The organism is Plantibacter sp. Leaf314, from assembly GCF_001423185.1.
Lineage (GTDB): Bacteria > Actinomycetota > Actinomycetes > Actinomycetales > Microbacteriaceae > Plantibacter.
Window position 1 is genome coordinate 553,959 of the sequence record NZ_LMOB01000002.1, and the last position, 20,452, is coordinate 574,410.

General features: G+C 69.3%; 18 protein-coding genes. 13 read left to right on the forward strand and 5 right to left on the reverse strand.

Features of this window, described 5'->3' with window-relative positions; all coding sequences use genetic code 11:
* Nucleotides 1-35: 35 nt before the first annotated feature.
* A complete protein-coding gene (locus ASF68_RS15765) occupies nucleotides 36-665 on the reverse strand; it encodes an isochorismatase family protein (RefSeq protein WP_056013193.1) in 630 nt (209 codons plus the stop codon).
* Between the two features lie 125 nt (nucleotides 666-790).
* On the opposite strand from ASF68_RS15765, the gene ASF68_RS15770 reads away from it, so the two are divergent.
* The 3 genes from ASF68_RS15770 to ASF68_RS15780 all read left to right on the forward strand — a co-directional run bounded on the left by ASF68_RS15770 (nucleotide 791) and on the right by ASF68_RS15780 (nucleotide 4,635).
* Entirely contained in the window at nucleotides 791-1,738 is a 948-nt protein-coding gene (locus tag ASF68_RS15770; protein ID WP_056013196.1) for a GlxA family transcriptional regulator, read from the forward strand.
* A 9-nt stretch (nucleotides 1,739-1,747) separates the two neighbouring features.
* Nucleotides 1,748-2,863, forward strand: a complete 1,116-nt coding sequence (locus tag ASF68_RS15775; protein ID WP_056013200.1) for a hypothetical protein — start codon at nucleotides 1,748-1,750, stop codon at nucleotides 2,861-2,863.
* A gap of 137 nt (nucleotides 2,864-3,000) precedes the next feature.
* Nucleotides 3,001-4,635 (forward strand): cell wall metabolism sensor histidine kinase WalK, encoded by a 1,635-nt coding sequence (locus ASF68_RS15780; RefSeq protein ID WP_082498726.1) that lies wholly within the window; start codon nucleotides 3,001-3,003, stop codon nucleotides 4,633-4,635.
* Between the two features lie 15 nt (nucleotides 4,636-4,650).
* Here the strand turns inward: ASF68_RS15780 and ASF68_RS15785 are convergent, their stop codons facing one another.
* The 3 genes from ASF68_RS15785 to ASF68_RS15795 all read right to left on the reverse strand — a co-directional run bounded on the left by ASF68_RS15785 (nucleotide 4,651) and on the right by ASF68_RS15795 (nucleotide 7,095).
* The gene (locus ASF68_RS15785; protein ID WP_056013203.1) at nucleotides 4,651-5,649 is read right to left on the reverse strand and encodes a cation diffusion facilitator family transporter; all 999 of its coding nucleotides are present in this window, start codon (nucleotides 5,647-5,649) and stop codon (nucleotides 4,651-4,653) included.
* Entirely contained in the window at nucleotides 5,646-6,122 is a 477-nt protein-coding gene (locus ASF68_RS15790; RefSeq protein ID WP_056013520.1) for a transporter substrate-binding domain-containing protein, read from the reverse strand. Before ASF68_RS15790 ends, ASF68_RS15785 begins: the two co-directional genes overlap by 4 nt.
* A gap of 136 nt (nucleotides 6,123-6,258) precedes the next feature.
* Entirely contained in the window at nucleotides 6,259-7,095 is an 837-nt protein-coding gene (locus tag ASF68_RS15795) for an alpha/beta fold hydrolase (RefSeq protein ID WP_056013206.1), read from the reverse strand.
* A gap of 251 nt (nucleotides 7,096-7,346) precedes the next feature.
* Between ASF68_RS15795 and ASF68_RS15800 the strand changes: the two genes are divergently transcribed.
* From ASF68_RS15800 to ASF68_RS15850, 9 genes are all read left to right on the forward strand, one after another.
* Entirely contained in the window at nucleotides 7,347-8,384 is a 1,038-nt protein-coding gene (locus tag ASF68_RS15800) for a LacI family DNA-binding transcriptional regulator (protein ID WP_056013209.1), read from the forward strand.
* A complete protein-coding gene (locus ASF68_RS15805) occupies nucleotides 8,381-9,349 on the forward strand; it encodes a sugar ABC transporter permease (protein ID WP_056013212.1) in 969 nt (322 codons plus the stop codon). The genes ASF68_RS15800 and ASF68_RS15805 overlap by 4 nt, the downstream gene beginning before the upstream one ends.
* Before the next feature lie 7 nt (nucleotides 9,350-9,356).
* Entirely contained in the window at nucleotides 9,357-10,334 is a 978-nt protein-coding gene (locus ASF68_RS15810) for a carbohydrate ABC transporter permease (RefSeq protein ID WP_082498727.1), read from the forward strand.
* Nucleotides 10,335-10,449: 115 nt separating this feature from the next.
* Nucleotides 10,450-13,518: a GH32 C-terminal domain-containing protein gene (locus ASF68_RS19255; protein WP_235526847.1), complete on the forward strand. Its 3,069-nt coding sequence runs from the start codon at nucleotides 10,450-10,452 to the stop codon at nucleotides 13,516-13,518.
* A 52-nt stretch (nucleotides 13,519-13,570) separates the two neighbouring features.
* Complete coding sequence (locus tag ASF68_RS15825; protein ID WP_056013217.1) at nucleotides 13,571-15,718, forward strand: hypothetical protein; 2,148 nt, start codon at nucleotides 13,571-13,573, stop codon at nucleotides 15,716-15,718.
* 74 nt (nucleotides 15,719-15,792) lie between these two features.
* Complete coding sequence (locus ASF68_RS15830; protein WP_056013220.1) at nucleotides 15,793-16,269, forward strand: hypothetical protein; 477 nt, start codon at nucleotides 15,793-15,795, stop codon at nucleotides 16,267-16,269.
* Nucleotides 16,270-16,682: 413 nt separating this feature from the next.
* On the forward strand, nucleotides 16,683-17,336 hold the full coding sequence (locus ASF68_RS15840; RefSeq protein ID WP_056013226.1) for a ScbR family autoregulator-binding transcription factor: 654 nt from the start codon (nucleotides 16,683-16,685) through the stop codon (nucleotides 17,334-17,336).
* A 79-nt stretch (nucleotides 17,337-17,415) separates the two neighbouring features.
* Nucleotides 17,416-18,303, forward strand: coding sequence for an arginase family protein (locus tag ASF68_RS15845; RefSeq protein WP_082498745.1), 888 nt, complete (start codon nucleotides 17,416-17,418; stop codon nucleotides 18,301-18,303).
* Nucleotides 18,304-18,332: 29 nt separating this feature from the next.
* Nucleotides 18,333-19,325: a phosphotransferase enzyme family protein gene (locus ASF68_RS15850; RefSeq protein WP_056013229.1), complete on the forward strand. Its 993-nt coding sequence runs from the start codon at nucleotides 18,333-18,335 to the stop codon at nucleotides 19,323-19,325.
* Between the two features lie 49 nt (nucleotides 19,326-19,374).
* Here the strand turns inward: ASF68_RS15850 and ASF68_RS15855 are convergent, their stop codons facing one another.
* On the reverse strand, nucleotides 19,375-19,881 hold the full coding sequence (locus tag ASF68_RS15855) for a hypothetical protein (RefSeq protein WP_056013232.1): 507 nt from the start codon (nucleotides 19,879-19,881) through the stop codon (nucleotides 19,375-19,377).
* 119 nt (nucleotides 19,882-20,000) lie between these two features.
* Here ASF68_RS15855 and ASF68_RS15860 point away from each other — a divergent pair, with 119 nt between their 5' ends.
* A complete protein-coding gene (locus ASF68_RS15860) occupies nucleotides 20,001-20,426 on the forward strand; it encodes a helix-turn-helix domain-containing protein (RefSeq protein WP_056013236.1) in 426 nt (141 codons plus the stop codon).
* Nucleotides 20,427-20,452 lie beyond the last annotated feature (26 nt).

Here is a 20,452-nt window from a genome sequence, read left to right on the forward strand (position 1 = left end):
TGTCATCCGACGCACCGAACCCACCAGCTTCGCGACTACCCGCGCTGCGCACCACGGGTTGCCGAGGAGACCAGGTCGTCCTTCGGCAGCGCCGTCCCGTCGGCCAGCGCCTCCGCCCAGGCCTCCGTCGTCGCGACCGCGGCGAAGTTCGAGTCGAGGATGGCCATGAGCGTCGTGTGGACGGTCTCGGCGGTCGCCGACCCGGCCGCGTTCTCGATCGCGATCGCGCCGGTCGCGTCGGACAGCACTTCGACGGCGATGCCGAGCTCCTCGGCAGCCGCCGCGGACGCGATGATGCAGTTGTTCGTCATGTAGCCGACCAGGGTCACCGTGTCCGCACCCTGCTCGCGGAGCCAGGCCTCGAGGCCCGTCCCGGCGAAGACCGAGCCGTACTGCTTCACGACGGGCTTCCAGGACGGCTGCACGCGACGCGCGACCTCGGGGTGCAGCTCGAAGGCGGCGGTGTCCGGGTCGAACACGGGAGCGCCCGCTCCGGAGGTGTGCTGGACGACGGCGACGGGGAGGCCGGCGTCCGTCGCGGCGTCGATGGCCGCGCCGATCCGTTCGACCGACTGATCGCGCGGCGGGTACTGGATCGCGAGCGGCCCTGCGAAGTACTCCTGCTGGACGTCGACCAGGACCAGGGCGCGGCGGGTGGTGTTCACGGGTGTCTCCTCTGTTCGGTGCTGGCGTCGGGACGACGACCGGTCCATCGTCCCCTGGGTCCGACGGCGACACCATTGGCACGAATGCACAATACTGATGAGATCAGGCCAGATCGGAGCCGACCATGCGCATCGCCATCCACGCCTTCGACGACGTGACCATGTTCCACCTGTCCGTGCCGCAACTGGTGTTCGACGAGGTCCGCCATCAGGGCCTCGCCGACTGGGAGTCGTTCCTCGTCGCCGACCACGCGGGGCCGATCCGCACCGCCGAGGGGTACACGATCGCCGACGTCCGGGGACTGGCGGCGATGACCGACGCGGACATCGTCGTGCTCCCGTCATGGACGGACGACGGGAGTGCGGTGTCACCGGAGCTCCGGGCAGCCGTCCTCGACGCCCACGGACGCGGCGCCACGATCGTCGGGCTCTGCCTCGGAGCGATCGCCGTCGCCGACACCGGACTCCTCGACGGCCGGACGGCGGCGACCCACTGGCACGCAGCGGGGCACCTGGCGGAGCGGCACCCGGCGGTGACCGTGGACGCGACCGCCCTCTACGTCGATCACGGCGACGTCCTCACCTCGGCCGGCACCGCCTCCGGTCTCGACGCCTGCCTGCACCTCGTCCGCACCCGGCTCGGCGCCGAAGCGGCGAACCGCGTCGCCCGGAGCCTCGTCGTCGCCCCGCACCGCGAGGGCGGCCAGGCACAGTTCATCGAGCGACCGGTGCCGCAGGCGGAGACGCAGGATCCGATCGCGGTGGCGACGGCCTGGGCGTCCGCCCACCTCGATGAACCGCTCACCGTGGATCGCCTGGCCGCCGAGGCGCACCTCAGCCGGCGGTCCTTCGTGCGCGCCTTCCGGTCGGCGATCGGCACGACCCCGGCCGCGTGGGTCCGCGCGCGTCGCCTCGACGAGGCCAGACGGCTCCTGGAGACCACCGACCTCCCGGTCGACCAGGTCGCCGTGGCCTGCGGATTCACCCCGGTCACGTTCCGCCAGAACTTCGTCGCCGCGTTCGACAGCACGCCGTCGCGGTATCGGCGTCGGTTCGACGCGCGCCACCGATAGTCTCGGCGGATGGGGATCAGGGGCGCAGGAAGACGATCGTTCGGCATCGGTGCGGGGATCGCGGTGGTGGTCGTGTTGACGGCCTCGTCGTGCGCCTCGACGGCGACACCGAACACGCCACCGACGTCTGAGGCTCCGAGCACCTCGGCGTCCACCGGGCTCCTGGGGTGCGACGACCTCGCGACGCTCGACACCGTCGCCGCCGTCCTCGCCGCCGAACCGGCCGACGTCGTCGAAGCGGTCCAACCGACCGACGCCGTGGACCGGGCCGTCCTCACCGCGGCCGGCGGGCTCGCCTGCTCCTGGCGGGTGGGCACCGCTCAGCAGTCGATCGGCGATGGGGCCGGCGACTGGGCCTACCTCTCGATCGAGGTCCTGCCGGACGCCGCCGACGACTGGGCCCCGCCCTACGCCGGCGACACCCCCTCGGAGGACACGAGGATGATCGCGGGCGTCGAGGCGACCACCGCGTCGGGCGAGACCGGCTGGCGGGTGTCCGCGCCCGTCGGCACCGCCTGGGTCGAGCTGTCGATCACTGCCGCGGGACTCACCAGCACCGGGAGCCGCTTCGACGACGCGCCCGCGGGCGAGGTCCTCGACAACCTCGCCGAAGCCGCCGAGGCGACCTTCACGACGGTGGAGCCTGCCTCGAAGGCCCAGCTCGCCTGGCCCGCGCTCGCGCCGCGCGAGGGCGACGCCACCTGCGACGGCGGACTCGACGAGGCCGGCATCGCGGCGGCGCTCCAATACGGCGCCACCCCCACGACCTACACCGTCATCGATCCACGCACCCAGCCGATCGTCGACCTGGAGGATGCGGCGAGCGCCCGCGTCGGCGCGTTCAGCTGTGAACTCTTCGCGGAGGGCTTCGGGTACACCGACATCCTCGTGGTCCGAGGCGGCGCCACGATCATCGACGGGCTGGCAGCGCAGCCCGACATCGCGGCGGCGCTCGAGCCCATCACCCTCGAGGGTGCGGTCGACGGCGAATCAGCCCTTGTCGCGCGTCGCAGCGACGGACCGCGCTCCCCGCTCTCCTTCACCCTCGGTGACACGTTCTACACGGTGAACTCCGGCGACGGTGCGCAGACGGTCGCCGAGGCGATCATCGCGCAGACGAGGTGACGGCACCCATCCGCTGAACGCGCTCCCCAGGTGTCCGCGGTCCGGAACCCTCGGACGGGTTCGCGCCCCAGCGCCGTGATGCTGCGGATCTCCCTGTAGATTTCGATGCACACCATCGACTCCGGAAAGCAGGCGCCGTGCCACTCCTGGAACACGAGGCGTCCCGGCCGGGCCGGCTCCGGGTCTTTCTCCGCGCTCAGCTGCCGTTCGCCGTCGCGACCGCTGTCGTCGGCGTCGCGATCGCCCTCGCACTGCCGCAGCACGTCACCGCTCCACTGTTCCTCGGCGGCCTGTCGGTGGCGGCGCTCAGCACGCTGCTGTCGGTGCTCGTGCCCTGGGAGCGGTGGTCGAGCAACACGATGGCGTGGATCGCCCTGCTCGACCTCGTCGCCGTGGCGTTCCTCCGCACCGAGCTGGTCCACGTCGTGCCGGCGGTCAGCTTCCTCTGCGTCTTCCCGATCCTCTGGCTGGCCTACGGCTTCACCCAGCGGATGATGGTGGTCGCCGTCGCCGGTGCACTGCTCATCGCCGCGTTCCCCTTCATCGTCGAAGCCCGCGTCCCGACCACCCCGCTCGACTGGCTGAGCCTGCTCCTCCTGCCGTTCCTCACCATCGGGATCGCCATCGCGGTGAACATCGGCGCCCGGCAACTCCGGCGCACGCAACGCGCCGTGCGTCAACATGCCGCCGAGGTGGAGGAGTCGCTCGCCCGCGCGCTCGATGCCGAGACGTTGGCGGACGCCATCCTCAACACCGTCGAGGCGGGCGTCGCCTTCTACACCCCCGACGGCCAGCTCAGACTGTCGAACCAGCGAGCGGCCGACATGGTCGCCGCCGTCGGCTTCCGGCTCGACACGCCTCCGTACGCCGGCACGCACGTGCTCGCCGCCGACCGGAAGACGACCATTCCCCTCGAAGAGCAGATCATCCCGCGAGCCCTTCGCGGCGAGGAGATCGCCGGACACATGGAGTGGTTGGGTCCGGTCGGCGAGCAGCACGCGATCCTCGCGACCTCGAGCCGGGTGGTCCGTCCCGACGGTGAACTCCTCGGGACGGTCGTGGTCGCGCACGACGTCACCGAGCTCGCGAACGCCGTCAGCGTCCGCGAGGAGTTCCTCACCACCGTCTCGCACGAGCTGCGCACACCGTTGACGTCCATCCACGGGTACCTCGAACTCGTCACCGACGACGCTGAGGTCGACGCCCCGCAGTTGCTGCCCGCGCTCGCCGTCATCCGGAGGAACGCCGAAGCGCTGGAGCGGCGGGTCCAGGAGTTGCTGACGGCCTCGGACAGCACCGTGGTGCTGCAGCGGAGCGACGTCGACCTCGCCGTCGTCGCCGCGGACGCCGTCGCCGATGCGCAGGCCACGGCCCCGAACGCGACGGTCACGCTCTCCGCCGACGGGCCACTCATCGCCGCCGTGGACGCCGTCCAGGTCCGGCGTGCGATCGCCGAGCTCGTCGTCAACGCCGCGAAGTTCTCACCCGACGGCCGGATCCAGGTGACGCTCACCCGGGCGGAGCAGGCCGTGCAGCTCCGCGTCTCCGATGACGGCGTGGGGATGACCGCGGACGAGCTCCGTCAGGCCTTCGACAAGTTCTACCGCACGCCGTATGCGAACGAGCGCGCCGTCCAGGGGGTCGGGCTCGGCCTGCACGCCGCTCGGTCGATCGCCGAAGCGCACGGCGGATCACTCGTCCTCGCCAGCACGCCCGGCGTCGGCACCGAGGCGACGTTGACGATCCCCGCCGCCGGCCCCGCGGCCCCATGACCGGCCGAGGACCACTCAGCTCCGGCGCTCCGACTCCCGGCTCCGGTCGGAGCCGCCGACGGCTTCCGGCAGGGCATCGGTCAGGACGATGACGAGGTCCTGGGCCTTCCAATCGAGGGCGACGCACCCCTCACGCGCCTCGGTGAGCTGACGGAGCGTCGGCGTCCGCCCCTTCCGCGGGACGACGAACGACTCGATGTGCAACACGTGTCCCTGGTCGCGGACTCTCGAACCGACCTGCTCTGCCCACGGCAGGCTCCGGAGGTACTCGTCGACCTGGCCGGTGACCGGGTGGGGCTTGGCGTCGTCGAAGGTGGTCGCCCTCGTGTCCATGAGGTCCGTGATCGCCGCGCGCAGGTTCTTCACCCCGTCCCAGAGGATGCTGGCCGCGATGAACAGGGCTGCGGCGGAGTCCGCCCACCAGAACCCGAGGCCGATCCCGGCGACGCCGACGATCGATCCGACGGCGGTCATCCAGTCGGCCTTGTTCATGTCCGCGTCGGCGTACAGCACCTTGTCGTGGAGCTGGCGCGCCAGGCGCATCTTGATCCGACCGAAGACGATCGGTAACGGGATCGTGAGCGCCATCGCGCCCATCATGAGCCAGCCGAGCCAGACCGGTTCGCCGAACAGGACGACGGCGCCGATGGGCGGGTGCTCCGCCGTGATGAGGCCCGACACGGAGTCCACGGTCAGAAAGGCTCCCATGGCGAGGAGCGCGACACCGGCGACCAGATGGGCGACGCCGACGGCCCGGTGGAAGCCGTACGGGTACTTCGCCGTCGGCGGGCGGCGGATGATCCGCACGGCGACGAGGAACGCGATCGGCGGAGCCAGGGAGAGCAGGTCCTCGATCCACGCGGCCTTCATCGCCTGCGAACTGCCCATGACCAGGAAGACCATGGTGATCGCGACGGCCAGGAATGCGAGGCTCGCCCACTCGATCCTGATCGCGGCGCGCAGTGCACGTTCCTCCGCCTCCGGCAGCTCGGCGTGACCGAACCGGGCGGTCACGAGCGTCCCGCCTCGTCGAGGAATCGTTCCAGGGCCACCTGGAACCCGTTCTCCCCCAGGCGGACGATCATCACGTGCCGCTCCACCCCGTCGACGCCCTCGACCTCGCGGTACGGGCGGGTGACGGCTCCGAGGTCCACCCATGGGGTGTCGTCGCGGAACCCGCCGAGCACGACGTCGAGCTCGCCCCGATCGAGCGCCTCGAGCAGCGCGGTCTCGCTGCCGTCGGTCCATTCGATCTCCGCGCCGAGTCCGTCGGCGAACCGCGCGATGAGGGCCGGCTCGGTGCCTGCGGGATCACCCGAGCCGTCCAGTTCCACCCACGGCCGGTTCTCGGTCACGCCGACCCGCATGACCCCGTCGGTCACCCGGTCGAGGGTGCCCTCGGGGTCCTTCGGCACCTGCAGGCCGCATCCGGTCAGGAGCAGGATCGCCGACACGACGGCGATGGATTTCAGGCGGGCGTTCCTCATGCGGCAGACGATAGCGAGGTTCGGTGCCGCCCGCACCGGCCTCCACGCGGCGCGCAGGAGGTGTATAGGGCCGACCCGCGACGACGACCAGGGGCACCCCGCTCGGGCGGGACACCCCTGGCACCGCTCGCCTCGATTACGCCTTGATGAACGCGAGGAGGTCCGGGTTGATGACGTCGGCGTGCGTCGTGAGCATGCCGTGCGGGAAGCCCTCGTAGATCTTCAGGGTGGAGTCGCTCAGGAGTTCGTGCTGCTTGAGCGCCGCGTCCTTGTACGGGACGACCTGGTCGTCGTCGCCCTGCGTCACGAGCACCGGCACCGTGATGGCCTTGAGGTCCTCGGTCTGGTCCGTCTCCGAGAACGCCTTGATGCCCTCGTAGTGCGCGAGGGCGCTGCCGGTCATCCCCTGGCGCCACCAGTTGGCGACGACGGGCTCCGACAGCTCCACACCCGGGCGGTTGAACCCGTAGAACGGACCGGAGGCGACGGCCTGGAAGAACTCGGCGCGGTTCGCGGCCAGGGCGCTGCGGAACCCGTCGAAGACCGAGATCGGCGTGCCCTCGGGGTTCGCGTCGGTCTGGACCATCAGCGGGGGCACCGACGAGACGAGGACCGCCTTCGCGACCCGACCCTGCGGCTGCCCGTACTTCGCGACGTAGCGGGCGACCTGGCCGCCGCCGGTCGAGTGGCCGATGTGGATCGCGTCGTGCAGGTCGAGGTGCTCGACGACGGCCGAGACGTCGCTGGCGTAGTGGTCCATGTCGTGCCCGGTGCCGATCTGCGAGGAACGCCCGTGCCCGCGTCGGTCGCTCGCGATCACCCGGTAGCCCTCGGCCAGGAAGAACAGCATCTGCGCGTCCCAGTCGTCGGACGACAGCGGCCAGCCGTGGTGGAACACGATCGGCTGTGCGTCGGTGGAGCCCCAGTCCTTGTAGTAGATTTCTGCGCCATCGTCCGTGGTCACAAACGGCATGATCAACCTCCGCGTTCGAGTCGGCCCCGAACCGCTCGGAGCCAGTGGGTGAGTGGTGTCCCCGCTCCCCGGTGGATGAGCAGGCGCTTCACGATATCCACGTGGATGCGGGCGGGTCCGGCCCGACCCCGATGTCTCGACAGCTGTCGAGACGAGCTGCTGACCCCGTCGGATCGGTGCGGGCTTGCCAAGCCTCCGCCGGGCGGATAGCATCACGTCATACGATTAACCGACTCGATGACGAGGACACCATGGCACGCAGGAAGCAGACGGTCACCATGTGGCAGGTCGCCGAGCGCGCCGGGGTGTCGCAGGCGACGGTCTCCCTCGTCCTCAACAACGTCGAGGGCAATCGGGTCGCCGAGGCCACCCGCAACCGCGTCCTCGACGCCGTGAAGGACCTCGACTACCGCACGAACGCGTTCGCGAAGTCCCTGCGCAGTGGCGAGTCCGGCATGATCGGCTTCATCTCCGACGAGGTCGCCAGCGCACCCTTCGCCGGCCAGCTCCTCAAGGGCGCCCAGCTCGCAGCCTGGGAGACCGGGAACGTGATCCTCAGCGTCGACACCTACAACGAGCCCGACCTCGAGGCCGCGGCGATCGACATGATGCGGTCCTACCGGGTGCGGGGCGTCGTCTACGCCTCGATGTACCACCGCCTCGTCGAGCTGCCCGCCTCCCTCGACGGGATCCCGACCGTGATCGTCAACGCCCAGGACCGGGCCGGCACCGTTCCGAGCGTCTTCCCCGACGAGGAGCTCGGCGGATACGCGGCGACGCGCCACCTCATCGAAGCCGGCCACACCCGGATCGCCATGATCAACATCCAGGATGTCGACAGCGACCTGCCCGCCGGGATCGGCCGCCTGGCCGGGTTCCGGCGAGCCCTTGCCGAGGCCGGTATCGCCGAACGGCCGGACTGGATCCGACACGGTTCGGGCATCGTCGAGGACGGCCTCGAGATCACGACCGCGCTGCTCACCGCCGACGACCGGCCGACGGCCATCTTCTGCGGCAACGACCGCACCGCCTGGGGCGCCTACCGCGCCATCGAACGACTCGGCCTCTCCGTCCCCGACGATTGCGCGATCGTCGGCTTCGACAATCACGAGATGATCGCGCCCTATCTCGACCCCGGACTGACGACCGTCGAGCTGCCCTACGAACAGATGGCGCGCGCCGGTCTCGAGATCCTGCTCGCCGGTGGCGGCGAGCAGCCCAGCAGAACCCCGATCGAATGCACACTGATCCCCCGCGGATCCGTGTCGAAGGCGAAGGTGCCATCATGACCACCGCATCACCACCCCGTGTCAGCGCGAAGCAGCGCGCCGTCAGGTCCCGTCGCGGGCCTCGCGAACATCTGAAACGAGCGCTGCGAAGCTGGCAGTTATACGTATTACTGCTGCCGGCGACCATCTCCGTGCTGCTCTTCAAGTACTGGCCGATGTACGGCGCGCAGATCGCCTTCCGCGACTACAACCCGGCGGACGGCTTCGCCGGCAGCCGGTGGGTCGGACTCGAGCACTTCGCGCGCTTCATCGAGTCGTTCCAGTTCGAACGCCTGCTGGTCAACACGCTGACGATCAACGGGCTCGGCCTGCTCATCGCCTTCCCGGTGCCGATCATCCTCGCGCTCATCGTGAACCAGTTGCAGAGCGAACGCTTCAAGAAGTTCACGCAGACGGTGCTCTACTCCCCCTCGTTCATCTCCGTGGTGGTCGTCGTCGGCATGATCCACCTGCTGTTCTCGCCCCGGGCCGGCATCGTCAACAACGCGCTCGTGGCGTTCGGCGGGGAACCGATCTTCTTCATGGGTTCGCCCGACTGGTTCCGCCCGCTCTACATCGGCTCGGACATCTGGCAGAACGCCGGGTTCTCGATGATCGTGTACCTGGCGGCACTGACCGCGATCGACCCGGCACTCCACGAGGCGGCGCGCGTCGACGGCGCCAACAAGTGGCAGCGGATCCGCCACATCGACATCCCCGGGATCCTCCCGGTGATCACGATCCTGTTCATCCTCGCCATCGGCAACCTCTTCAACCTCGGGTTCGAGAAGGTCCTGCTCATGCAGACCGACCTCAACCTGCCGACGTCCGAGGTCATCCAGACCTACGTCTACAAGGCCGGACTGCAACAGGCGCAGTTCAGCTACTCGGCCGCGATCGGCCTCTTCAACTCCCTGATCAACCTGGTCCTGCTCCTGACGTTCAACTGGATCGCCAGGCGAGCAGGCCAATCGAGCCTTTGGTGATGACGCGATGACGCACACGATCTCCACCCCGCCCCAGCAGACCGAACGGCGCACCGTCCGGACGCCCGTCCGCCCCGGGCCACCACCCGCCCGGCCGGACCGCCGAGGCCGCCTCGCCGATCCGCTCTTCAACGTCGTCGCGATCGGCACCCTCGTCCTCGCGATCTGCGCCATCATCTACCCGCTGTACTTCATCGTCATCGCGTCGTTCAGCGAACCGGCGGAGATCCTCAACGGCAACGTGTGGCTGTGGCCGCAGGGCTTCACCGTCGAGGGGTACGCCCGGATCTTCGCGGACGCGACGATCTGGCGCGGCTTCGCGAACTCCGTCCTCTACACGGTCCTCGGCACGGCCATCAGCGTGATCTGCATCCTCTGCGGCGCCTACGCCCTGTCGCGCAAGGACCTCTACGGCCGCACCGTCTTCATGCTGTTCTTCATCATCACGATGTTCATCGACGGTGGGCTCATCGCCCGGTATCTCGTGGTCCGCGACCTCGGCATGCTCGACACCGTCTGGGCCGTCGTGCTCCCGGGGGCGGTCGGCGTCTGGAACCTCATCATCGCCAGAGCGTTCTTCGAGAACAACGTGCCGGCCGAGCTCCGTGAGGCCGCACAGCTCGACGGGGCGAACGACTTCCGGTTCTTCCTGCAGATCGTGTTGCCGCTGTCGAAGCCGCTCATCTTCCTGATGATCATGATCCACCTCGTCGCGAACTGGAACGCCTTCTTCGACGCCCTCATCTACCTCGACGACGAGAGCAAGTACCCGCTCCAGCTCGTGCTCCGCAACGTGCTGATCCAGTCCGAGGTCACCTCCGCCGGAGGCACCGGCGGGCTCGACTCGTACGCGGCCGCCCAGCGCATCGGCGAGCTGATCAAGTACGGGATGATCGTGATCTCCAGCATCCCGTTGCTGATCATCCTCCCCTTCATGCAGAAGCACTTCACCAAGGGCGCCCTCCTCGGCGCGGTGAAGAGCTGATCCGGTGCGCCTCCACATCCGCCGCCCGATCACCGCGGCATCGCCCTCCCATCAGCATCCCCGTGCCAGCAGCACCACCGTCCCAGCACCATCACCACACCGAAGGAAGACCATCATGAGACACCGTCGTTTCACCGCCATCACCGCCCTCGCGGCGGGTGGCGCCCTCCTCCTCGCCGGCTGCACCGGCGGCGGAGGTTCCACCGAGGTCGCGGACAAGTCCGACGACTTCGGCTTCAACCAGACCGGCCTCCCGATCGTCGACGACACCCTCACCCTGTCGTTCGGCGGGACGAAGTCCGCGCTCGCCCCGGACTACGGCGACATGCAGCTCGTCCAGCAGTGGCAGACCGACACCAACATCGCCATCGACTGGAAGAACCTGCCCGAGCAGGTGTACGCCGAGAAGAAGAACCTCATGCTCGCCAGCGACGAGCTGCCGGACGTCCTCTACAACTCGGGACTGACCGACGCCGAGATCGTGCAGAACGGCGAGAACGGCACCCTGCTGCCCCTCGAGGACCTCATCGAGGAGTACGCGCCGACCCTGTCCGGCATCCTCGAGGACCGCCCCGACATCCGCGCGGCGATCACGGCGTCCGACGGCCACATCTACACGCTGCCGTCCGTCGAGGAGCTCGGCATCCTGCAGTACCCGAACTTCCTCTACATCAACACCGCCTGGCTCGACGCGCTGGGGCTGCCCATGCCGACCACGATCGACGAGTACCACGCCGCCCTCGAGGCGTTCAGGACGCAGGACCCGAACGGCAACGGCAAGGCCGACGAGATCCCGCTCTCGTTCCGGACGGACTCCTTCTGCGCCAACCCGAACGACCTCATCGCGGCCCTCGGCGGCCAGCCCGAGAACAACGACCACCGCATCGTGCGTGACGGTGAGGTCGAGTTCACGGCCAACACCGACGGCTACCGGGCCGGCGTCGAGGCCCTGTCCGACTGGTACGCCGACGGCCTGATCGATCCCGAGTCGTTCTCGCAGGACGACCTGGCCTACCTCTCGAAGGGCAAGGCCGACACCGCGGTCCTCGGCTCCTTCTTCTGGTGGGAACTCAAGGAGATGGTCGGCGAGGACCGGATGGGCGACTACGCCATGCTGGGCGTCCTCAAGGGTGCCGACGGTGAGCGTCTCGCCAGCGTCGCGAACAACCAGGAGATCAACCGTGGCGCGATGGCGATCACGCGCGCGAACCAGTACCCGGCGGCCACCATGCGGTGGGCCGACCGACTCTTCGACCCGGTGATGAGCGCGCAGGTGAACTGGGGCCCGGTCGGGGTCACCCTCGAGGAGAACGCCGACGGCGTCCTCGTGCAGATCCCCGCGCCGGCGGGCGAAGCCGAAGGCGAGCGTCGTCAGAAGGTCGCACCCGGTGGACCGAAGATCACGACGACGGAGGACTTCGAGAGCGTGGTCGCCCCGGAGCCGCGGGCGAAGGAGCGTCAGGACCTCGTCAACGAGTTCTACGCCCCGTTCAAGGCCAACGAGGCCTACCCGCCGGTCATGCTCTCGAACGACGAGCTCGACGCGACGTCCTTCGCCGTGACCGACATCAACACCCTCGTCAAGGAGAAGTTCGCCACCTGGATCGTCAACGGCACCGTCGACGACGAGTGGGACGGCTACGTCTCACAGCTCGATTCGATGGGCATCGAGGACGTCATCGCCACCTACCAGCAGGCCTACGACCGCTTCCAGGCGGGGGCGGCGTCCACGCCGCCCCCGACTCCCCTCCTCCACCACATCGATCCACCGCCCGCACACCGACCGACATCCGTCAGGAGCACCATGACCACGCCCTCGACCGCCACCGAGCGGTCCCTTCGCCCGACAGCCCACTTCACCGCCGAATCCACCTGGCTGAACGACCCGAACGGGCTGGTGTTCCACGATGGCGTGTACCACCTCTTCTTCCAGAACAACCCGACTGGTTCCACCTGGGGCAACATCTCCTGGGGGCACGCGGTGTCCTCCGACCTCGTCAGTTGGGAGCACCGTCCCGTCGCCATCCCGGCCGAGGACGGCGAGATGGCCTTCTCCGGGAGCGTCGTCATCGACCACCGCGACACGACGGGATTCGCGATCGACGACCACCCGGCGCTCGTCGCCGTCTACACGGCGGCCCGCCACCCGGAGGGCGACACTCCCGGGTCGCAGGCGCAGGCGCTCGCGTACAGCACGGACGGGGGCGAGGTCTGGACCCGGTACGCCGGCAACCCCGTCCTCGACATCGGGTCGACCGAGTTCCGGGATCCGAAGGTGTTCTGGTTCGGCGACGACGGCGGCCACTGGGTGATGGTCGTCGCCGATCCGCTGGAACACCGGATCGGGTTCTACACCTCGCCGAACCTCATCGACTGGACCCTCGTGTCCCACTTCGGTCCGGCGCACGCCACGGGCGGCGTCTGGGAGTGCCCCGACCTGTTCCCCCTCCGCATCCGCGGTACGGACGAGGTCCGGTGGGTCCTCGTCGTGAGCCTCAACCCGGGGGCGATCGCCGGCGGGTCCGGCACGCAGTACTTCGTCGGCGACTTCGACGGACACGTCTTCACCGCTGAGCGGCTCACCGCCTCGTCCGATCCGGCCGAGTACGACTGGCTCGACTTCGGCCGCGACTACTACGCGGCCGTGTCGTTCAGCGATGTTCCAGACGGACGTCGCCTCATGATCGGCTGGGCGAGCAACTGGGACTACGCGAACGACACCCCGACGGGACCGTGGCGGTCGGCGATGTCGCTCGCTCGCGAGATCGAGCTCGTGCGCACGGAGGACGGCCGGGTGCACGTCGCGCAGGCGCCCATCCTCCCGGGGGACGATGTCACCCGCTTCGACGTCGCGGTGCCCTGCGCCGACGGCGTGCACACGACGCTGACGCTCACGCCTGAGACGAGCACCGACGAACGCTTCGTCATCACCGTCGACGGCTCGGAGCGCAGGATCAGCTGCGACCGCACCGACGCCGGGAATACGACGTTCCACCCGGCGTACCCCTCGGTCGACTGGGCGGCACTCCCTGCCGACACCGGCGACTCCGTCCAGCTGACGATCATCGTCGACGCCCACCTCGTCGAGGTCTTCGTCGGCGACGGACGGGTGACGTTCACGGAGCAGGTCTTCCCCGCGGCGCCGTTCACGCGGCTCCACCACGGCGAGATCGACGAACGCTGAGGGTTCAGCCCGAGCGTCTGGCGCCAGGGCTCTGACGCGGCAGACTGGCACCATGACGGAACACGCGAATCCACCCCGAGCCCGGCGGCGGATCGGCTGGTTCCTCCCCCTCGTCGGCGCACCGGTCGTGTTCTTCGTCGGCATCTTCATCGCGGGCGTGCTCGACCAGCTCGGCGCTCCCGAACTGCTCTGGCGGGTGCCGTGGGCACTCGCCATCGGCGGCTCCCTCGTCGCGGTCGTCGTCTTCCTCGTCCAAGTCGTGCGGGCCCTCGGTCCGAACGCCGGTCGACTGACGCCTGCGGAGGCGGCCCAGCAGGCGGCCGAGGTCGAGGAGTACGTCCGGCTCACCGGTGAGCAGCCGGCGCCGCGCCGGATCAGCGGGGTCCTGCTCGCGGTCGCCATCGTGCTCACGATCCTGTCGGCGATCATCCTGGTCGTCGCGTTCCAGGACATCGCCTCGATCCTGACCGCCCCCGGCGGCTCGAAGGCGTGGCTCCTCCTCGCGATCGTCGCGACGCCCGCCGCGTGGTGGCGCTTCGCCACCGCTCGGGCAGCTGAACGGACCTACCGCTCGGGGCAGGAGGCTCGCCAGGCACGGACGACGCCTGGCCTGGGAGGAGAGCCGGGCATGGCAGGGGGCTGGCCGCAGCCGGTTCCGGGCACCGTCCGCACGCGCCGCCATCGCACGTGGGTCCTGCCGCTCCTCGCCATCCCGGCCGTCATCGTCGTCGCCGTGCTCGTCATCGTCGGACTGCGCGCGGTCGACGCCCCGACGGAGGCCATCCGGACGGTCTCGTTCACGATGGTCGCCGGGATCATCCTCGCGCTCGTCGCACTCGTCGTCGGTGTCGTGCGGTTCCTCAGCGCTCCGCCGCGTCCCCGAGCGCCGCGCGCTCCAGGGGTGCCGACGGCACCGCGACAGGCCGGACTCTACGCGGACCTCGCCGCACAGGACGCTGCCCGGCAGGGGCTCACCCTCGAGGAGTACGGCGTCTACAAGGGCGACGTCGGCAGCCTCGTCCGGCCGGTCAACTCGGCCGGCGGACTGTTGTTCATCGCCATCCTGCTGACCGTCCTCAACGTGTTCATCCTCGTCCTCATCGGCGTCGGGATCGCGCAGGCGAACGGGCTGGTGCCCACCAACCCGGACGACCACGGGCTGTCACCCGTGCAATGGGGCTTCGGCATCCTCGAGATGCTGTTCGTCCCGGTCGCGTGGCGGTACTACCTCGTCGAACGGCGGGCGCAGAAGCTGCGGATCGCCCGAGGTCTGCCGAAGACGCTGAGCTCAACCGAGCTCCCGCCTCCCCTGGGGGTCGAGACCGTTCCCTCGAACGCGGAAGGCGCCGGGCCGGTGCCCGTGTCAGTGCCGCTGCCGGCGCCCGGGTGGGCCGATGGTCCCGCGCCTCATTGGGCCGGCGGCCCTCACTGGGAGGCGAGCGTCGACGTCCACCGACTCGATGGGCTGCGGTGGAACATCGAACAGGAGATCAGCACGCTCCGGGGGTTCCGACGCCGGTTGAAGGCCGACGGCGAGTCTTCGGTCCTCGGACTGGCCCTCGGCATCCCGTTCCTCGTTCCGCAGCTCTTCGGAGCGATCGAAGCGTTCACCTCGGCGCCCGAACCAGGCATCGGCGCGCTCGGGGAATGGATCTCCCGACCGGCGGTCGCCGGCTGGGTCACCGTCGGTCTCCTCCTCATCGCCGTCTCGGTGGTGTCCATCCAGGTCCGGATCCGGCGGGAGTTCGCGATCTACCGGCGAGCCGGGTGGGTGGCGTTGCAAGCGCCGACGGGCCTGGTCGAATGGACCGGTGAAGGCTCCACGCGCGTCACCTACGACCATCGGCTGGTCGGCGGCTCCAGGGATGTGCGGCCCCAGGATCTCGGTCGGGCGTTCATGCTGGTGTCGGGCCCGAGGATGCCGTCACCGGTGTTCGCAGGCGCCCTGCGGTCGGTCCGGGCGACCACGGTCGCGCGCCGGCTGGAGATCCACCGACTAGCGGTCCTGCGGCAGCAGATCGGCTCGTTGCGCGCCATCCCCGCACCGCTCATGTTCGAGCGGACGGACGGGTGTCTGTTCGGGGCGCAGCACGACGGATGGCTCACGGTCGTGATCCCGCGTCCGGCGCAGGACGGCCAGCGCATCCGCCTCGCCCGGGTCAAGCTGACCCGCGCCGAGCGGGAGAGCCTCACCGTCTGAGGTCGTCCGGCGTCATCCCGGAATCCTCCGATCGGTCGATGGTCCGGCGTCGACCTGGTGCCTACCGTTGCAGGATGCCCCGAGACCTCGCTGCGGACCATCCACCCCTGATCGGCGACACCCGACCCGACAGCGATGGGCTCGTGCGTCGGCGCCGGCTCCGAGCCGCCGGAGTCCTGCTGCTCGTCCACGGCATCCTCATGGAGGTGCTCGTCGCCTGCGCGCTGCCGGTGATGCTCGTCCTCGGGGTGAGCCCGGCGACCGTTCCCGGTGGGATCGAGGTGTTCGCGCTCCCCTATCTGAACGAGAACCTGGCGTTGATGATGCTGATGAGCGGGATCTTCGGGATCCTCCGCACGATCGGTGCGGTCGGCGTCCTCCGGAATCGGGCCTGGGGGTTCGAGCTCTCGGTCCTCAACAGTGCCGTCACGCTCGTCCTGATGATCTTCATGTTGCCCGCCGGTGTCGCCGACGGGCTCCTCGCCGGTGCGGCGTTGACGCTGCTCCTCATGGCCCGATCCGGCGAGCGCCCGATCCTCCAGCTGCCATGAGGAGTGCCGGCGGCGGGCCAGGGCCAGCATGGGACCAATGAAGCGGGAGGAGCGGGCCACGCCGGCTCAGTCCCCCGACTGGCGCGTGACCCGCACGATCGCGATGATCGTCGATGCCAGTGCCCCCGATGGCATCGTGCGAGCAGTCCGACCGGCCTCGCCGGACGCCTTCCCTCGCGAGTGCGACCCGGCCCGGCGCGCGAACCCCCGGTTCGCTGCCGGTCGGATGTCTCCCCGCAGGAGCAACCCTGCCATAACTAAGCGGGCCGCACCAGTTAGTGGCGTCGTCTTCCACAGGCTCACCCGATCCCCGACCCATGGAACGCGGAGACCGGGACTGGTACCTTCAGAACCTCAACACGGCCATCGCTTCGTGACGGTCCGACCACATGCGCAGAGTCGAGGAGATCCGGATGCCGGCTACACGTCGCATTCCGACGCAGGAGCGCGGTCAGGCGACGCAGCAGGCTGTCGTCGAGGGAGCCGCGAAGGTGTTCGACCGGATCGGGTTCGGGAACGCGAGTCTCTCGATGATCGCGGAGGCCTCGGGTGTCTCGCAGGGCTCGATGTACTTCCACTTCAAGTCGAAGGAACAGATCGCCCTGGCGGTCATCCATGAGCAACACGCCCGGTCCTTTCCGGTGATGGCTCAGGTCAGCGCCCAGTACGACGGGGTCCTCGAGCGACTCATCCGCGCTTCGCGAGCCATCGTCGACCAGCTCGAGCACGACCCGGTCGTCCGCGCCGGCATCCGACTCGCGCTCGACGAAGGCTCGCTCAGCGCACCGGCGGGCGACTTCTACGAGGACTGGATCGCCGGGACGGCACTGGAGCTCGCGTCCGCGCTCGACGAGGGCGTGCTGCGGAGCTCCATGCAGGCGCCGGATCTCGCGCGGACCCTCATCGGCTTCTTCACCGGTGTGCAGCTCACCGCCCAGGCGACCCTCGGCCGAGGCGATGTCGCCGCGTCGGTCGACCGGATGTGGCGCCTGACGATCGACGCCATCGTTCCCGAAGCCGGCCGAGCCGCCGCGAACCGGATCCGCGAGCACGCGTTCGAGCAGTAGTCGCCTGCGCTCCACACGAGCGGGTCAGCGACGCACCGCTCGTGTCGGCAGTCGACGGCAGGATGGACGAGTGATCACCATGCTGTCCGCCCCGACCAACCTGGGCCTCCGACCACCGCAGCGCGGAAGCGTGCCCGGCGCGGCGAAGGCCCCTGAGGCGTTGCGCGAGGCGGGGCTGTTCAGCCGGCTCGCGTCGCTCGGCGCCCGAGACGGCGGGGTGATCCTGCCGGGTCGGTACGTCGATGACGATGACACCCGCGCCCCAGGACGGGTTCGCAACCAGGATCCGCTCATCGACCACACCCGACGACTCGCCGGTCGGATCGAGGACGCATGGTCGTCGGGCAGCACTCCGCTCGTCATCGGAGGAGACTGCAGCGTCCTGCTCGCCGCAGGAGTCGCATCGGCGCGACGCGGGCGCATCGGCCTCATCCACGTCGACGGTCACACCGACTTCCGGCACCCGGGCAACAGCGCCGAGTGCGCGAGTGTGGCCGGAGAGGACCTCGCAGCCGCCGTCGGGCTGCACTGGCCGGCGATCGCCGACATCGACGGGCTCGCGCCCTACTTCGAGCCGGCTCGGACATCCCACCTCGGGCATCGCGACGACGACGAACATGCCGCAGAGGCACGTGCCGTGCTCGGCTGCGTCGTCGCCGCTTCGGAGCTCTCCTCGAGCGGGCTGACTGCGGCGACCTCGGCCGCCCTCGAAGTGGCGGGCACCTCCTACTGGGTGCAGATCGACGTCGACGTCCTCGATCCATCCGTGATGCCCGCGGTGGACAGCCCAGATCCCGGCGGCATCGACGCCGCACAGCTCACCGAGCTCATCAGCGTTCTCGCCCCTCGTGCAGCTGGCATCTCGATCACCGTGTTCGACCCCGACCTGGACCCGTACGGCTCGTACGCACGACTCCTCGTGGACGTCCTCGCGCGCGGACTCCCTGCAGCCGGGTCGCGCAGCTAGGCTCGGCGCATGCTGCGAAGGGGGAAAGCATGACCGAGGTCGCCGCACCGCTGCTGGAGATGTTGTGGGAGAACGACGATCCCGCGGAGGTCATCAGCACACGGTTCGGCCTCGACGATGCCGCTGCGGCAGGCCGGTGGGTCGCCGCGACCGTCGGTGACCACTGGGGCGTCGAGGTCGAATCGGTCACGCGGATCGTGATGAGCGGCCACAACGCCCTGGCCTGGATCAGCGCGTCGTCCGGACCGTTCCTCGCGAAGTGGTCCGTCCTCCCGACGAAGTTCCCTCGGCTGACGGCACTGACCCAGCTCACGGCCTGGCTCGGTGAACGGGGACTGCCCGTGTCGGAACCGGTGCCCGCACTCGACGGGCGGGTGCAGGTGGAGACCGGCGAGCGGACGTCGATGAGCCTCCAACGCCAGATCACCGGGCTCCTCCTGGACATCGCGGAACCACAGCAGGTCCGAGCGGCCGGGGCTGCCCTCGCGAAGCTGCATCTCGCTTTGGCCGACTATCCGCGCATCGAGGACGTGGGTGCGTTCGCCGACCAGCCCCAGCCGCTGGCGACACGGATCACCGACTGGCTGGAGTCCGGTCGTTCGGGTGCGCTGACGCCCGCAGCCCACGAGCAGATGTTCGGGTTCCTCGCCGGTGCGCCGTCCGAGCAGTTGTCCGCGCAGCTCGTCCACGGGGACTTCCGGTCCTCGAACATCCTGTGCACCGGGCACGACATCACGGCGGTCTTGGACTTCGAGGAAGCCCGATTCGACTACCCCATCATGGAGTTGGCCCAATCGGCTGTGATGCTGGGGACCCGTTTCCGAGACTGGGGACCGGTCCCGCCCGAGGTCCACGTCTGGCTCCGTGAGGGGTACGAATCCGAGCGCCCGCTGACGGCGGCGGAGGCCGGCTGGTGGAAGCTCCTCGTGCTCTGGTTCTCCTTCCTCCTCGTCCCTCCGAAAGAAGATCCGACCGGATGGGGCCCGGCGGCGCGCGCGCTCCTCCCCGAGATGACCGCCTGACGCGGAGCGTCGACTGACACGTACCGCGAACGCTGCTGCCGGTGCAGGCTCAGGTGAGGACGGGCAGCGCCCAGCCACTCAGGACCGCACCCGCGGCGAGCACCGCACCAGCCGCACAGACGAGGCCCGCACTGATCCTCCGGGCGAGACCGAGACGGCCGCGCAGCCGTGTGACGGTGTCGACGTACTCCTCCAGCTCCCCCGCGAAACGACGCAGCAGCGCATCGTCGGCAGGCGTTGTCGGAGTAGCGGTCGTCGGCTCGGACAGACGTTCCACCGCGCGCGCACAGGCTGCTATCCGCAGTTGCATCGCTCCCGCGACCTGCTGAACGATGACCCCTCCAGCCAAGATCAACGCCCCGAACGAGGTCACCAGGATCGGCAGCGTTTGCGCCAGTTCCGCCTCCGAGTAGTCGTCGAGCGGACCGACGTACGCCGCGCCCACAACGAAGCCGACGCCCAACACCGCCACGACGACGACCAACGCACCGGGCCAGGTGGCGAGGGGCTCATCGACCAGCTTCCGGAACCGCTGGATGTTCTGCACCTGAGCCATGCATCGAACCTACCGGCGTCAGGAATCCTCGTACAGCGCGGGTCGGATCGTCGGGTATGCCGGGCATCCGTACGGTTACCGCTAGTAACCTGGTACCTCCTAGCGACCGAAGGAGCGCGATGACCTCGAACCCGCCCGTATGGAACGTGATGCTGGACACCTGTCCGTCTCGGACCTCGCTCGCGAGGATCGCGAACAAGTGGACCGCCATGATCGTGATCGCGCTGAGCGAGGGTCCCGCGCGCTTCGGGACGGTCCGGCATGCGGTCGGCGGGATCAGCGGGAAGGTGCTGGCCAGCACGCTGCGCGACCTCGAGCGCGACGGCATCCTCACGCGAACCGCCTTCGACGAGATGCCGCCGCGAGTCGAGTACGAGCTCACACCGCTCGGGCAGACGCTGCGAGAGCCACTGATGGCGCTGGGTCTGTGGGCCGAGCAGCACATCGAAGAGGTCCTGGGAGCACGAGACGCGTTCGACGACAGACGCTCGGACGAAACGGGTTCGACGCCGGAGTCCGAGAAGCTGCCACGAAGGGGCCTCTGACCCGGCTGGTTACCTTGATGTAACCG